Source organism: Paraburkholderia fynbosensis (assembly GCF_902859935.1).
In the GTDB taxonomy this organism is placed as follows: domain Bacteria; phylum Pseudomonadota; class Gammaproteobacteria; order Burkholderiales; family Burkholderiaceae; genus Paraburkholderia; species Paraburkholderia fynbosensis.
This window is the reverse complement of sequence record NZ_CADIKI010000025.1, coordinates 47,284-62,370: the sequence shown is the minus strand read 5'-3', so window position 1 is coordinate 62,370 and position 15,087 is coordinate 47,284. Positions and strand designations below refer to the sequence as shown.

The 15,087-nt window shown below is 62.7% G+C and carries 11 protein-coding genes and 1 pseudogene; 10 read left to right on the top strand and 2 right to left on the bottom strand.

The genetic code is table 11. The annotated features are described in order from the left end of the window. Nucleotides 1–128 precede the first annotated feature (128 nt). Nucleotides 129–1,455, top strand: a pseudogene (locus tag HV770_RS31810) (IS4 family transposase); the annotation flags it as partial. Nucleotides 1,456–1,549: 94 nt separating this feature from the next. Here HV770_RS31810 and HV770_RS31805 read toward each other — a convergent pair. Further along, nucleotides 1,550–2,656, bottom strand: coding sequence for an aromatic ring-hydroxylating oxygenase subunit alpha (locus tag HV770_RS31805; protein ID WP_175165468.1), 1,107 nt, complete (start codon nucleotides 2,654–2,656; stop codon nucleotides 1,550–1,552). Between the two features lie 287 nt (nucleotides 2,657–2,943). Here HV770_RS31805 and HV770_RS31800 point away from each other — a divergent pair, with 287 nt between their 5' ends. From HV770_RS31800 to folE2, 4 genes are all read left to right on the top strand, one after another. Further along, nucleotides 2,944–3,252, top strand: coding sequence for an exodeoxyribonuclease VII small subunit (locus HV770_RS31800; protein ID WP_121320277.1), 309 nt, complete (start codon nucleotides 2,944–2,946; stop codon nucleotides 3,250–3,252). Beyond that, complete coding sequence (locus tag HV770_RS31795) at nucleotides 3,249–4,130, top strand: polyprenyl synthetase family protein (protein WP_121320279.1); 882 nt, start codon at nucleotides 3,249–3,251, stop codon at nucleotides 4,128–4,130. The genes HV770_RS31800 and HV770_RS31795 overlap by 4 nt, the downstream gene beginning before the upstream one ends. Before the next feature lie 87 nt (nucleotides 4,131–4,217). Further along, complete coding sequence (gene dxs / locus HV770_RS31790; RefSeq protein WP_175165467.1) at nucleotides 4,218–6,125, top strand: 1-deoxy-D-xylulose-5-phosphate synthase; 1,908 nt, start codon at nucleotides 4,218–4,220, stop codon at nucleotides 6,123–6,125. 302 nt (nucleotides 6,126–6,427) lie between these two features. After that, on the top strand, nucleotides 6,428–7,234 hold the full coding sequence (folE2, locus tag HV770_RS31785; RefSeq protein ID WP_175165466.1) for a GTP cyclohydrolase FolE2: 807 nt from the start codon (nucleotides 6,428–6,430) through the stop codon (nucleotides 7,232–7,234). Nucleotides 7,235–7,322: 88 nt separating this feature from the next. Here folE2 and tsaD read toward each other — a convergent pair whose 3' ends face one another. After that, the gene (tsaD, locus tag HV770_RS31780; protein ID WP_175165530.1) at nucleotides 7,323–8,351 is read right to left on the bottom strand and encodes a tRNA (adenosine(37)-N6)-threonylcarbamoyltransferase complex transferase subunit TsaD; all 1,029 of its coding nucleotides are present in this window, start codon (nucleotides 8,349–8,351) and stop codon (nucleotides 7,323–7,325) included. A gap of 130 nt (nucleotides 8,352–8,481) precedes the next feature. Here tsaD and HV770_RS31775 point away from each other — a divergent pair, with 130 nt between their 5' ends. The 5 genes from HV770_RS31775 to rpoD all read left to right on the top strand — a co-directional run bounded on the left by HV770_RS31775 (nucleotide 8,482) and on the right by rpoD (nucleotide 15,077). Further along, on the top strand, nucleotides 8,482–9,699 hold the full coding sequence (locus tag HV770_RS31775) for a BaiN/RdsA family NAD(P)/FAD-dependent oxidoreductase (RefSeq protein ID WP_175165465.1): 1,218 nt from the start codon (nucleotides 8,482–8,484) through the stop codon (nucleotides 9,697–9,699). A gap of 68 nt (nucleotides 9,700–9,767) precedes the next feature. Further along, entirely contained in the window at nucleotides 9,768–9,980 is a 213-nt protein-coding gene (gene rpsU / locus HV770_RS31770; RefSeq protein ID WP_175165464.1) for a 30S ribosomal protein S21, read from the top strand. 223 nt (nucleotides 9,981–10,203) lie between these two features. Beyond that, nucleotides 10,204–10,650 carry a GatB/YqeY domain-containing protein gene (locus tag HV770_RS31765; RefSeq protein WP_175165463.1) on the top strand — a complete coding sequence of 149 codons (447 nt, stop codon included), beginning with the start codon at nucleotides 10,204–10,206 and terminating at the stop codon, nucleotides 10,648–10,650. Between the two features lie 78 nt (nucleotides 10,651–10,728). Then, a complete protein-coding gene (dnaG, locus tag HV770_RS31760) occupies nucleotides 10,729–12,597 on the top strand; it encodes a DNA primase (RefSeq protein ID WP_175165462.1) in 1,869 nt (622 codons plus the stop codon). A 92-nt stretch (nucleotides 12,598–12,689) separates the two neighbouring features. Further along, entirely contained in the window at nucleotides 12,690–15,077 is a 2,388-nt protein-coding gene (gene rpoD, locus HV770_RS31755; protein WP_175165461.1) for an RNA polymerase sigma factor RpoD, read from the top strand. Nucleotides 15,078–15,087 lie beyond the last annotated feature (10 nt).

The window sequence follows — 15,087 nt, the reverse complement described above, 5'->3', positions numbered from 1 at the left end:
TTGTAAGTCTAAACAAAAAAAGACGGGCCGAAGCCCTAATGCCGTTCAGTTAAGCGACTGAACGGCATTTTTTGTTTGTGGCGCAAAGTGGTTGTAAACGTGACGCAGCGGTGTTAACTTTCATCGCCATGCTGGTCGATGATCTACGCCCATTGGTCGAATCACAGCGGCCGTTCGAATGGGACCGGCTGGGGCAGCATCTTCCGTACGAGTGGATCGAATGTGCGGTACAGGCCAGTGCCAGTGCGAGCATTCGTCGGCGCCGGCTACCCGCGCAGCAGGTCGTATGGCTGGTGATTGCGCTGGCGTGGTACCGGCACCAGTCGATCAGTGAGGTCGTGGACGAACTGGACCTTGCCTTGCCCACACCGCAAGCGTCATTTGTCAGTAAAAGCGCCATCGCCCAGGCGCGGCAGTGCACCGGCGCCGCTCCTCTGGCGTGGCTGTTTCACGAATCGGCCAGGAACTGGGTCGCGCAGGATCAGGCGAAGTATCTCTTCAAGGGCTTCGCGCTGTTCGCGATGGATGGCACCACGCTGCAAACCGCCGACAGTGCCGCCAACCGCAAGCACTTTGGCGCCTCAGCCGCCACTCATGACCGGGTGGGCAGCTATCCTCAATTGCGCGCAGTCACGCTCACCCCCATTGCGATGCGTCTGGTGCGCGATGCCAGCTTCGGTCCTTACGACATCAATGAGATGATCTGGGCGCGTGAGCTTATCCCGCGCGTGCCAGATAACTCCATTACCGTGTTCGACAAGGGGTTCCTGTCGGCCCAGTTGCTAGGCAACCTGGTCTCGGGTGGCGAGAACCGGCATTTCATCATCCCGGCCAGGTCCAATACGCGTTGGGAGGTGGTGAGGGGGCACGAAGGGGACCAGATCGTGCACATGCGCGTTTCGCCGCAGGCACGAACGAAATGCCCGCAACTACCCGAATTCCGGGAAGCTCGCGCGGTGCTTGCCGTCGATGTCCGCGGCAGGCAACGGATCTTGCTGACGTCGCTGACCGATAGACGGCGTTTCAAGGCGGCCGACATCGTGGCGTGCTACGAGCGTCGCTGGCAGATCGAGACCAGCTACCATGAATTGAAGCAGTCGGTGCTGGGCATGGAGCTGACGCTTCGCAGTCAGACTGTGCAAGGGGTCTATCAGGAGCTTTTGGGGCGCCCTGGTCGCCTACAACCTGATCCGTCTGGAAATAGCCAAAGCCGCGCTTGATGCTGGGCACGCGCCTGAGGATCTAAGCTTTATTCGGGCCTTCCATATCATCCAGTATGAAATGACATGGGCGGCCGTGACGCGCTCGTACGGCAAACTTCCCATGCTGCTGACTCGCTTGCGCGAGCGGCTCAAGCAGCTTCCCAACGAAAAACGGCCCGGGCGCACTTGCGCCCGGGCCGTCGAATCCAGACCTTTCCGTTACACCGTTCGATTCCTGAAGAGAGACCTTAACCGAACGGCATTAGGGCCGAAGCCCGTCTTCCCTGATGTCGATGCGGCTTGCGCAAGAGTCGGATGAATCGTGACCGAACGCTGAGTGAGCGCGCTCAGATCTCGCCCAACTCGCGCCGCAAAAACTCGTGGAAGTGCTGCATGCCGTCTTCCATCGGGCTCTGATACGGGCCGACCTGCGACTCGCCGCGCTCCATCAGTGCGCGGCGGCCTGCGTCCATGCGTTCGGCGATCTCGTCGTCCTCGCGGGCCGTTTCCATATACGCGGCGCGCTCGGCTTCGACGAAATCACGCTCGAACAACGCGATTTCCTCAGGGTAATAGAACTCCACTACGTTGGTGGTTTTCTGCGGACCGCGCGGAATCAGCCATGACACGACCAGCACGTGTGGATACCACTCGATCATGATGCCCGGGTAGTACACCATCCAGATCGCGCCGAAGTCGGGCGGGTTGCCGCCGCGAAAACGCAGCACTTCGTCGTGCCACTTGCGGTAGGTCGGGCTCCCTGGCTGCTTCAGATCCTTGTGCACGCCCACCGTCTGGACGCTGTACCACTCGCCGAACTCCCACGTCAGGTCGTCGCAATTGACAAAGCTGCCGAGGCCCGGATGGAACGGTGCGACGTGATAGTCCTCCAGATAGACCTCGATGAAGGTCTTCCAGTTGTAGTTGCACTCGTGCACCTCGACGTGGTCGAACATGAAGCCCGAGAAGTCGAAATGTTTCTTGGTGCCGAGGCGTGCGAGATCGCGTGCGACGTCGCGCCCCTGGGCTTCGAACAGCAGCCCTTGCCAGTTCTGCAGCGGCGTGGCGCCGAGATTCAGGCAGGGGTTGTCGGCGAAATGGGGCGCACCGAGGAGTTCGCCCTTCAGGTCGTACGTCCAGCGATGCAGCGGGCAGACGATGTTCTCCGTCTGGCCGCGGCCGTTGAGCATGATGGCCTGCCGGTGGCGGCACACGTTCGACAGCAATTCGACTTGGGACTGCTGGTTACGGACGAGCACACGCCCCTCGCTTTCGCTGGGCAAGGCAAAATAATCCCCCGCTTCGGGCACCATGAGAGCGTGGCCGATATAACGAGGACCTTTCTTGAAAAGGGTTTCGATTTCGCGCGTAACGAGCGCTTCGTCAAAGTAAGCCGTGACTGGCAGCTGGCTGTGGACAGACCGCAACTGCAATGCATTGCTCAGATTGGACATTCCCACTCCCGTGAAGACGTGAAAGCAGTGAACAACCCAACCATCGATAGATTCGATTTAGGGAGCCCGCGATTATACCCGTTTCCCCTTCTTTGGGGCGCTTAAGTCCCTGATTTGGGTCAAAATTGTCAGGAAAGTTCGGGATTTTCGCCGCAGACCAATCGTTTTTTTTCTGCGAGACTTCAGGGGCGGCGCGGAACGCGCACGCGCGACGCAGGCCGGCGAGCGGCTCGGAAATGGCGCTTTTGCCGTAGAATGTCCGACTTGTTTTAATTTTGCGACTATTCATGGCGAAGACCGCGTCGAAAGATACTGCTGCTGCGCCAGCCGAAGGCGTCGATACCACGCCGCTGCCCGAGAACTACGAGGCCGCTCAGGCAGAACTGGAAGCGCTGGTGGCGCGCATGGAAGGCGGCAGCCTGAGTCTCGAGGAGTCGTTGAGCGCGTATCGGCGCGGCGCGGCCCTCGTGGCGTTTTGCCAGCAGCAGCTCGAAAAGGTCGAGCAGCAGGTGCGCGTGCTCGACGGCGAGACGCTGAAACCGCTGCCCATGAATACCGCAGGCACAGCCGCTACTGAAAGCGGGGACGACCTATGACATTCGAACAATGGACGCGCTCGGTACTCGAACGTGTCGAAACGGCGCTGGAACACTACCTGCCGGGCGAGGCCACCGAGCCCGCCAAACTGCATGAGGCGATGCGTTACGCGGTGCTCGGCGGCGGCAAGCGGGTTCGTCCGCTGCTGTGCCACGCGGCCGGCGAGCTGACCGGCGCGCGCGCCGAATGCCTCGATGCGGCGGCGGCGGCGCTGGAAATGATCCACGTGTACTCGCTTGTACACGACGACATGCCCTGCATGGACGACGACGCGCTGCGCCGCGGCAAGCCCACGGTACACGTCCAATATGACGAAGCCACGGCGCTGCTGGTCGGGGACGCGCTGCAATCGCAGGCTTTCGTCGCGCTGACCTCGGACGTGCTGGCCGCGCCGCAGCAGGCTTCGCTCGTGCGCGAACTGGCGCTCGCGAGCGGCTCGCTCGGCATGTGCGGCGGGCAGGCGATCGACCTGGCGAGCGTCGGCCACACGCTGACGCGCACGCAACTCGAAACCATGCACCGGATGAAAACCGGCGCGTTGCTGCGCGCCGCGGTGCGCATGGGCGCTCTGGCCGGCGAAGCGCCGGATGCGGACGCGATGCGTTCGCTCGACGCCTATGCGGCCGCCGTCGGCCTCGCGTTTCAGGTCGTCGACGACATTCTCGACGTCACGACCGATTCCGCGACGCTCGGCAAGACCGCTGGCAAAGACGCGAAGGACGGCAAGCCGACCTACGTGTCGATTATCGGGCTCGACGCGTCGCGCTCGCTCGCAGCGCAGCTGCGCAGCGACGCGCACGCCGCGCTGGCGCCGTTCGGCGCACGCGCGCAGCGTCTTGCCGAATTGGCCGACCTGGTGGTGAACCGGGTTAGCTGAACGCGAAAGCCCGCCGCCGCGCACCTTTTATCCCCGGGGTGCATGTATGAAGTGCGGGCGCGTAAGTTTTCCTACAATGGAACGACGATGTACGACTTGCTGAAAACCATCGACGACCCGGCAGCCTTGCGCCGCCTCGATCGCCGCCAATTGCAACCGCTTGCCGACGAGTTGCGTGCTTTCGTGCTCGACAGCGTATCGCAGACGGGCGGCCATCTTTCGTCCAACCTCGGCACGGTCGAGTTGACCATTGCTCTGCACTACGTGTTCGACACGCCGCACGACCGCATTGTCTGGGACGTGGGCCATCAAACCTATCCGCACAAGATCCTCACGGGCCGCCGCGACCAGATGCACACGCTGCGTCAGCTCGGCGGCATATCGGGCTTCCCGAAACGCGACGAGTCCGAATACGACACCTTCGGCACCGCGCACTCCAGCACGTCGATCTCCGCTGCGCTCGGCATGGCGGTCGCGAGTAAGCTGCAGGGCGACAACCGCATGGGCATCGCCGTGATCGGCGACGGCGCGATGACGGCGGGCATGGCCTTCGAGGCCATGAACAACGCCGGCGTCGAAGACGACGTGCCGCTGCTGGTGATCCTGAACGACAACGACATGTCGATCTCGCCGCCGGTCGGCGCGCTCAATCGCCATCTGGCGCGCCTGATGTCCGGCCGCTTCTACGCCGCCGCGCGCGCGGGCGTCGAACGCGTGCTGCGCGTCGCGCCGCCGATGCTCGACCTCGCCCGCAAGCTCGAAGAGCACGCGAAGGGCATGATCGTGCCGGCCACGCTGTTCGAAGAGTTCGGCTTCAACTACATCGGCCCGATCGACGGTCATGATCTCGACTCGCTGATCCCGACGCTGCAGAACATCAAGGAACTGCGCGGCCCGCAATTCCTGCACGTCGTGACGAAGAAAGGCCAGGGCTACAAGCTGGCCGAGGCCGATCCGGTGCTGTACCACGGCCCGGGCAAGTTCAATCCGGCCGAAGGCATCAAGCCCGCCACCACGCCGTCGAAGAAGACCTACACGCAGGTATTCGGCGAATGGCTGTGCGACGCCGCCGAGCTGGATTCGCGCGTGATCGGCATCACGCCGGCCATGCGCGAGGGCTCGGGCATGGTCGAGTTCGAGAAGCGCTTCCCGGATCGTTATTTCGACGTCGGCATTGCCGAACAGCACGCGGTGACGTTTGCCGGCGGTCTTGCCGCGGACGGCATGAAGCCAGTGGTCGCGATCTACTCGACCTTCCTGCAGCGTGCCTACGACCAGCTGATTCACGACGTCGCGCTGCAAAACCTGCCGGTGGTGTTCGCCATCGACCGCGCGGGTCTGGTCGGTGCAGACGGCGCCACGCACGCGGGTGCTTACGACCTCGCGTTCATGCGCTGCATCCCGAACATGACGGTCATGGCGCCGTCGGACGAAAACGAATGCCGGCAGATGCTATACACCGCGCTGCAGCAGCCGAACCCGACGGCGGTGCGTTATCCGCGCGGCGCGGGTACGGGTGTCGCCACCGTCAAGCAGATGGCGGCGCTGCCGCTCGGCAAGGGCGAAGTGCGGCGCGAGACGGCGCAGCCGGTGGGCAAGCGCATTGCGATCCTCGCGTTCGGCACGATGGTCGCGCCGTCGCTGGCGGCGGCCGAGCAACTGGACGCCACCGTCGCGAACATGCGCTTCGTGAAGCCGCTCGACGCCGAGCTGGTCCGTCGACTGGCCGAGACGCACGACGCCATCGTCACCGTCGAAGAAGGCTGCGTGATGGGCGGCGCGGGCTCGGCTTGCGTCGAAGCGCTGCTCGAAGCGGGCGTGATGCGGCCGGTGCTGCAATTGGGCTTGCCCGACCGCTTCATCGATCATGGCGACCCGGCCAAGCTGCTCGCCGCATGCGGTCTCGACGCCGTCGGTATCGCCAAGTCGATTCGCGAGCGGTTTTTGTCGAACGGCGCGCTCGGCGTTCAATCGTCGGTGAAGCGCGTCGCGTAAGGCGTTGCCGACCGGCATGCCGCCGCGATGCGATGACGGCTGCCAATCCGCTTTTTGCCATCTCCAACTCGAATCGATGGGCCTGCGGGCCCATCTTCCAACGCCGGCCAAGGCCGGCGTTGGCCGTTGCGCGCACTATCCGCACGGCCGCTGAGAGCCCCTGAATCCGCTGGTTCAGGGCGGCCCCTCGTTGGGGGCCATCGCCCCGATCCTCCCATTCCCCAAGGGGCTTCGTTCGGGGCGGGGGTTCCGGCGGAGCGGAAACTCGGGGCGGCCCGGCGCTTTCCTGAAAGGACAACACAATGAACCAGATGAATCCCGCCTTTATCATGCCCGACGTGCAAAGCACGCCCGACACGCGCCAGATCCCGATTCAGCGGGTCGGCGTCAAGGGCGTACGTCATCCGTTGACGGTGCGCACGCAAAGCGGCGAAGTGCAGCCGACGGTCGGCACGTGGAATCTCGACGTGCATCTCCCGGCTGAACAGAAGGGCACGCATATGTCGCGTTTCGTGGCGTTGCTCGAGGAGAACAAGGCGCCGCTCGGACCGGCCACTTTTCGCACCATGCTCGCCGCCATGCTCGAAAAGCTCGAAGCCGAGGCGGGCCGCATCGAAGTGTCGTTCCCGTACTTTGTGAACAAGACCGCGCCGGTTTCGGGCGTGCAGAGTCTGCTCGACTACGAAGTCACGCTGACGGGCGACACCCGCAACGGCACGACGCGCCTGTTTCTGAAGGTGCTGGTGCCAGTCACGAGCCTGTGCCCGTGTTCGAAAAAGATTTCGCAGTACGGCGCGCATAACCAGCGCTCGCACGTCACGATCAACGCCGAACTGACCGGCGACGTGGCGGTGGAAGAATTGGTTCGCATTGCGGAGGAAGAAGCATCGTGCGAACTTTGGGGCTTGCTCAAGCGCCCCGACGAGAAGTTCGTCACCGAGCGCGCGTATGAAAATCCGAAGTTCGTCGAAGACCTGGTGCGCGACGTCGCGCAACGGCTGAATGCGGACGAGCGGATCGTCGCCTATGTGCTCGAAGCGGAGAACTTCGAGTCGATTCACAATCACAGCGCCTATGCGGTGATCGAGCGCGACAAGCGGGTGGGGTGAGACACGCCCTTGCGTGTGTTCGCTGGTTTGACCGCATTGAAAAAGCCGCTTTTGAAGCGGCTTTTCTTATGATGCGGCGATATTCAATTCAGCGTGCGAGGGAAGTCAGATCCCAGCGCGGCTTCACCGTGAACGCGTAGTCTTTAGCCGATTGATCGGGCCAGCGCTGCAATCGCAACGCACCGGCCAGCGCGATCATCGCGCCGTTGTCCGTGCACAGCGACAAGTCGGGGTAGTGCACGAAGAAGTTGCGCTTTTTCGCGGCGGCGGACAGCGCCTCGCGCAGTTGCCGGTTGGCGCCCACGCCCCCCGCGACGACCAGCCGGTTGAGCCGGGTCTTTTTCAGCGCCGCCAGCGACTTCGCCGCCAGCACTTCCACCGCGGCGTCGACGAAGCCGCGCGCCAGATCCGCTTTCGCCTGCTCGCAGATATTCGCGCCGCCGAGCTTCTTCGCGTGCGTGAGGACGGCGGTCTTCAGGCCGCTGAAGCTGAAGTCGAGGTCGCCGGAATGCAGCATCGGGCGGGGCAGGACTACCGCGCCGGGCGTGCCGAATTCCGCCATGCGAGACACTTCCGGGCCGCCCGGATAACCGAGGCCGAGCAGTTTGGCGGTTTTGTCGAACGCTTCGCCGGCCGCGTCGTCCAGCGTTTCGCCGAGCGTCTCGTAGACGCCCACGTCCGTCACGCGCATCAATTGCGTATGTCCGCCTGACACCAGCAGCGCCACGAACGGGAACGGCGGCGGCTCATCCACCAGCAGCGGCGACAACAGGTGCCCTTCGAGGTGGTGGATGCCGATGGTCGGCTTGTCCCACGCCATTGCCAGCGAATTGGCGACACTCGCGCCGACCAGCAACGCGCCCGCGAGCCCAGGCCCTTGCGTATAGGCGATCGCGTCGATGTCGCTGCGCGCCGCGCCGGCACGCCCCATCACCTCTTCAAGCAGCGGCAGCGCACGTCGGATGTGGTCGCGCGACGCCAACTCGGGCACGACGCCGCCGTACTCCCGATGCATCGCAATCTGCGAATGCAGCGCGTGCGCAAGCAGGCCGCGCTCCGTGTCGTAGAGCGCGAGACCGGTTTCGTCGCAGGAGCTTTCGATGCCGAGAACGAGCATGATGGTGGGTCTGAAGGGACGCACGAGTGACAACACCCTTGCGCCCAGAAATAAAAGGCCAGCCTGAAAGTATAGCAGTGCGGGCACCAAGCCGCAGAGGGCCGCTATCCCGCAGGTACAATGCGGCCCCATGGAATCTTTCGATATCGCGGTGATCGGCGCAGGCGCGGCCGGCATGATGTGCGCGGCCGTGGCCGGGCAACTCGGCCGGCGCGTGGTGCTGATCGACCACTCGCAACGTCTCGCGGAAAAAATCCGCATCTCCGGCGGTGGCCGGTGCAACTTCACGAATGTGTACGCCGGGCCGGCCAATTACCTGTCGGCCAATCCACATTTTTGCCGGTCCGCGCTGGCGCGCTACACGCCGCGCGATTTCATGGCGTTGCTCAAGCGTCACCGCGTGACGTGGCACGAGAAGCACAAGGGGCAGCTTTTCTGCGACCAGTCGAGCGACGCGGTCATCAACGTGTTGAAGAGCGAGTGCGACGCCGGCCGTGTCGCATGGCGCACGCCGTTGTCGGTGGAAGGCGTGCGGCAGGACGCGCAGGGCCGGTACACGCTGGATACGCTGTCCGGCCCGATCACCGCGCGCGCGTTGGTGATCGCGACTGGCGGGCTGTCGATCCCCAAGATCGGCGCCACCGATTTCGCCTATCGGCTTGCCAAACAGTTCGGTCACAAATTGATCGATACGCGTCCCGCGCTGGTTCCGCTGACCTTCGCCGCCGCCGACTGGGAGCCGTTCTCGGCACTCTCCGGCGTGTCGCTCGAAGTGCAACTGGCGACCGGCAACAGGAAGGCCGGCGCCGAATTCACCGAGGACCTGCTGCTCACGCACCGTGGTCTGTCGGGCCCGGGCGTGCTGCAAATCTCGAGCTACTGGCAACCCGGCGAGCCAATTCACATCAACCTGTTGGCAGAGCGCGACGCGACGACCGCCCTGCTCGAAGCAAAGACCGGCACGAAGCGCCAGATCGCCAATCTGCTATCCGAGTGGGTGCCGCAGCGGCTCGCTCACGTGTGGCTGGAAACCCACCAGATTTCTGCCGAAGCCCGCGTGGCCGATCTGCCGGACAAGACGTTGCGGCGCATCGGTGAAGCGCTGTCGCGTTGGACGCTCACCCCGAACGGCACCGAAGGCTATCGCAAAGCCGAAGTGACGCGCGGCGGCGTCGACACGCGCGACCTGTCGTCAACGACGATGATGAGCGCGAAGGCGCCGGGGCTGTACTTCATCGGCGAGGCGGTCGACGTGACCGGCTGGCTCGGTGGCTACAACTTCCAGTGGGCGTGGGCCTCTGGCGTGGCGGCTGGCCAGGCGGCCGCGGAGTACGTCCAGGGGGCTTGACGGCGCATTAGCTTTGTGAGAAAGCTCTGCTATACTCCTGAACCTTTACAAAGTTCCGTTATTGAAAAATGACGACCATCCGCGTAAAAGACAACGAGCCGTTTGAAGTCGCCATGCGCCGTTTCAAACGCACCATGGAGAAAAACGGCTTGCTGACGGAACTTCGCGCTCGCGAGTTTTACGAAAAGCCTACGGCTGAACGCAAGCGCAAGAAAGCCGCCGCGGTGAAGCGTCACTTCAAGCGTCTGCGTGTCCAGATGCTGCCAAAGAAGTTCTACTGATTCTGGCGTTGCCGCGGTCCCGGTCAAACGGAGCGGCGACATCCACCGGTGAGGGCACGCGAAGTATCATCACGGAAAACACGGTTCGTCGGGCCAGCCGGCAGGGTCGCATCCACTACGCACATTGCGCCAACCCGCTTGAGGAAGCAGTCCCCAAGCGGGTATTCGTGTTGATGCATTCGACCCGGCCGCTTTTTCAACTTTCAACGCATTCAGGTGAGTGATGAGTCTCAAGGACCGGATCAACGACGATATGAAAGCTGCCATGCGGGCGCGTGAGACCGAGCGTCTCGGCACGATCCGCCTGCTGCTCGCCGCCATCAAGCAGCGCGAAGTCGATGAGCGCGTCATGCTCGACGACGCCGCGATCACCGCGGTCGTCGACAAGATGATCAAGCAGCGCAAGGACTCCATCAGCCAGTTCGAGGCCGCAGGCCGCACAGATCTGGCCGACAAGGAAAAGGCCGAGCTGGCAATTCTGTCCGCCTACATGCCGGAGCAGATGTCCGAGGCGGAAATCGTTGCCGAAGTCCAGGCTGCGGTCGCCCAAACCGGCGCGGCCGGCCCGCAGGACATGGGTAAGGTGATGGGCGTGCTCAAGCCGAAGCTGGCCGGTCGCGCCGATATGACCGCGGTGTCGGCGCAAGTCAAAGCCGCGCTCGCGAAGTAATCTGAGTTTGTCCGGCCTGCGCGCGCCGTCGTCCGACGCCGCGCGCAGCGTTGAGCTTTTTAGGTAGCGTCATCTACTGTGATTCCACCGTCATTCCTGCAGGATCTGCTCAACCGCGTTGATATCGTCGACGTGGTCGGCCGGTATGTGCAGCTGAAAAAGGGCGGCGCGAACTTCATGGGGCTGTGCCCGTTTCACAACGAGAAAAGCCCTTCGTTTACCGTTAGTCCGACTAAACAGTTTTATCACTGCTTCGGCTGCGGAGCGCACGGCACGGCCATCGGCTTCCTGATGGAACATGTGGGATCCTCGTTTCCGGAGGCGGTCAACGATCTGGCGCAATCGGTGGGCTTGACCGTGCCGAACGAGCCGTCGCCGGGATATGGCGGGGGCAGCGCCGGCGGCTATGCACCGGCGGCGTCCAAAGCCGTCACGACGGCACTCTCAGATGTCATGCAGACCGCTTGCGATTTCTACCGCAAGCAGTTGCGCGGCGCGCCGGGCGCGATCCAGTACCTGAAAAAACGCGGCTTGACCGGCGAAATTGCCGCGCGCTTCGGTTTGGGCTACGCACCAGACGGCTGGCAGAATCTCGAAGCGGCCTTCCCCAATTATCGCGACGACGCGCTGGTGGAATCTGGCCTCGTCATCGTCAGCGAAAAGTCCGACGCACAGGGACAGAACCGCCGCTACGACCGCTTTCGCGAGCGGATCATGTTCCCGATACGCAACGTGAAGGGGCAGGTGATCGGCTTTGGCGGCCGCGTGCTGGACGGCGGCGAACCGAAATATTTGAATTCGCCCGAAACGCCTCTATTTAACAAGGGCAGCGAGCTGTATGGGCTGTTCGAAGCGCGTCTGGCGATTCGCGAACAGCACTACGTGCTGGTCGTGGAAGGCTATATGGACGTGGTCGCGCTGGCCCAATTGGGGTTTCAGAACGCGGTCGCCACGCTCGGCACGGCTTGCACGCCGGTTCATGTGCAGAAACTGATGCGCCAGACCGATACGGTCATCTTCAGTTTCGACGGCGATTCGGCAGGGCGGCGCGCCGCTCGCCGGGCGCTGGACGCCTGCCTGCCACACGCGGCGGACAACCGGACGATCCGGTTCCTGTTTCTGCCGTCCGAGCACGATCCGGATAGCTACGTGCGTGAATTCGGCACCGAGGCGTTCGCCGAGCAGGTCGAGCGCGCGATGCCGCTCTCGCAGTTCATGCTCAACGAAGTGCTGACGGGCAAGGAGCTGGATCAGCCGGAAGGCCGGGCGCGTGCGCTGTTCGACGCCAAACCGCTGCTGCAGGCCCTGCCGGCCAACGCGTTGCGTGCGCAGATCATGCATATGTTCGCCGACCGTCTCGACGTGCCGTTCGACGAGGTGGCGGCCCTCTGCGAGGTCGATTCGCGGATCGCGGCTGCGGCGCGCCTCGCGCCGGCCCGCAAGGACCGGCGCAGCGTGACGGGGATCGAAGAAAAGACGCTGCGCAATCTCGTGATGTATCCGCGCACGGTGGCGGTGCTCGACGAGGACGCCGAGCAGGCGCTGCTGAGCGTCACACGGCACGGCGAACTGTTCGAGGAAGTGACGACGCACGCGCGTGCGCTGGGCGATTCGGCGGAGTTTCAGTTGTTGTCCGACCTATTGCGAAACGGCGCGAACGCCCCAACTTTCGAGGAAATCTTTCGCAAAATTCTAGACTATGATGAAAATGTCCGGGATTTGCTGCTGAAAGACCCTCAGGACGCGACCGTCATCGAGGAACGGCGCGAGCAGGAACGGATCGTGGGCGAGGAACTGAAAGCGGCGATCCTCAAGATGCGGTACGACGCTTATTGCGACCGTCTCGAGCAGCTTTCGCGACAATCCCGGCACACGCCGGAGGAGTTTGCGGAGCTTTCGGAATTGAATCGGAAACGGGCTGATATGAAGCGTCAGCTAGGTCTGTGAGGGAGAGGGCGGAAACCTTGGGTGGTATAATTAAAGGTTTCTAGCGGTTTGTTTTTCAAGGGTTTTCCTAGCAAAGGCGAAAAGGCGATGCGATGGCAAAGACTACAGGCGGGAATCAGGCGACAACCGGTACACGCTCAAAAGAGCCGACCAGAAAGGTCACCGAGGCCAAGCTAGTTTCTTCCGCCAGAAAAACGTCTGCTGTCAGTGTTGCACCGGCTGCCGGGAAGAAATCCTCGGCCGTTTCCGCTGCACGAGCGGATCCGGTCAGAGGAGCGAAAGCTGTGCCGGCTGCCACGCAGCCGGGTGTCAGAAGCGCAAGGGAAGCGGCTGCCGCGCAGGACGATGCGGTAGTGCGCGAGACTTCAGTATCCACGGTTCTACCGGCTGTTGTCCACCAGCCGCGAGTCGAGACTACAGCCGGTACGGCGAACTCCATGACGAAAAAGCTGAACGAAGTACCCGTCGATGACGATGCAACCCAGACCGAAGAAACCCCTGCCGCCGTACCGGGCAAGGTGGAAAAGGTCAAGGCTCGCGACCGTCGTGCCAAGGAAAAGGCGCTTCTGAAAGATGCATTCGCATCGTCGCAGCCTGGCACGGTGGAGGAGCTCGAGGAGCGCCGCTCCAAACTGCGCGCGCTGATCAAGCTCGGCAAGGAACGCGGCTTTCTCACGTATGCAGAAATCAACGACCACCTCCCGGACAACTTCACCGAGACCGAGGCGATCGAAGGCATCATCAGCACGTTCAACGACATGGGCGTGGCGGTCTACGAGCAGGCCCCCGACGCTGAAACGCTGCTGCTGAACGACAACGCGCCCGCCGCTTCGTCCGACGACGAAGTGGAAGAGGAAGCGGAAGTCGCGCTGTCCACCGTCGACTCGGAATTCGGCCGCACCACGGACCCCGTGCGTATGTATATGCGCGAAATGGGTACGGTCGAATTGCTCACGCGTGAAGGCGAAATCGAAATCGCGAAGCGGATCGAGGACGGTCTGAAGCACATGGTGATGGCCATCTCCGCGTGCCCGACCACGATCGCCGACATCCTCGCGATGGCCGAGCGCGTCGCGAATGAAGAGATTCGTATCGACGAACTGGTCGACGGCCTGATCGACGCCAACGCGGAAGACGCCGACGGCTTCTCCGCGCAGGAGGCGGAAGCGATCGAGAGCGAAGACGAGGAAGTCGAGGAAGAAAGCGACGAGGACGAGGAAGAAGACGACGGCACCGCGCAAGCCACGGCCAACGCGGCGCAAATGGAAGCGCTCAGGCGTGCGTCGCTCGAAAAATTCGCGATGATCAGCGAATGGTTCGACAAGATGCGCCGTGCGTTTGAGAAGGAAGGCTACAAGTCCAAGTCGTACCTGAAGGCGCAGGAAACGATTCAGAACGAACTGATGACGATCCGCTTCACCGCGCGTACGGTCGAGCGTCTGTGCGACACGCTGCGCGCGCAAGTGGATGAAGTGCGTCAGGTCGAGCGTCAGATCCTGCACACGGTGGTCGACAAGTGCGGCATGCCGCGTGCGGAATTCATCGCGCGTTTCCCGGGCAGTGAAACGGATCTCGAGTGGGCGGACAAGATCGTCGGCGAAGGTCACGCGTATAGCGCGATCCTCACGCGTAATATTCCGGCGATCCGCGAACAGCAGCAGCGTCTGCTGGACCTGCAGGCGCGTGTCGTGCTGCCGCTGAAGGACCTGAAGGAAACCAACCGTCAGATGGCGGCCGGCGAACTGAAGGCGCGGCAGGCGAAGCGTGAAATGACCGAGGCGAATCTGCGTCTCGTGATCTCGATTGCGAAAAAGTACACGAACCGTGGTCTGCAGTTCCTCGACCTGATTCAGGAAGGCAACATCGGCCTGATGAAGGCGGTGGACAAGTTCGAATATCGTCGCGGCTACAAGTTCTCCACGTATGCGACGTGGTGGATTCGCCAGGCCATTACGCGTTCGATCGCCGACCAGGCGCGTACGATCCGGATTCCGGTTCACATGATCGAAACGATCAACAAGATGAACCGCATCTCGCGTCAGATTCTGCAGGAAACCGGCCTCGAACCGGATCCGGCAACGCTGGCGGAGAAGATGGAAATGCCGGAAGACAAGATCCGCAAGATCATGAAGATCGCGAAGGAGCCGATCTCGATGGAAACGCCGATCGGTGACGACGACGATTCGCATCTGGGCGACTTCATCGAGGATAACAACACGGTCGCGCCGGCCGACGCCGCGCTGCATGCCAGCATGCGCGATGTCGTGAAGGACGTGCTCGACTCGCTGACGCCGCGCGAAGCGAAAGTGCTGCGTATGCGTTTCGGTATCGAGATGAGCACCGATCACACGCTCGAAGAAGTCGGCAAGCAGTTCGACGTGACGCGTGAGCGGATCCGTCAGATCGAAGCGAAGGCGTTACGCAAGCTGCGTCACCCGAGCCGCTCGGACAAGCTGAAGTCGTTCCTCGAAGGGAACTGATCGAAGCCGG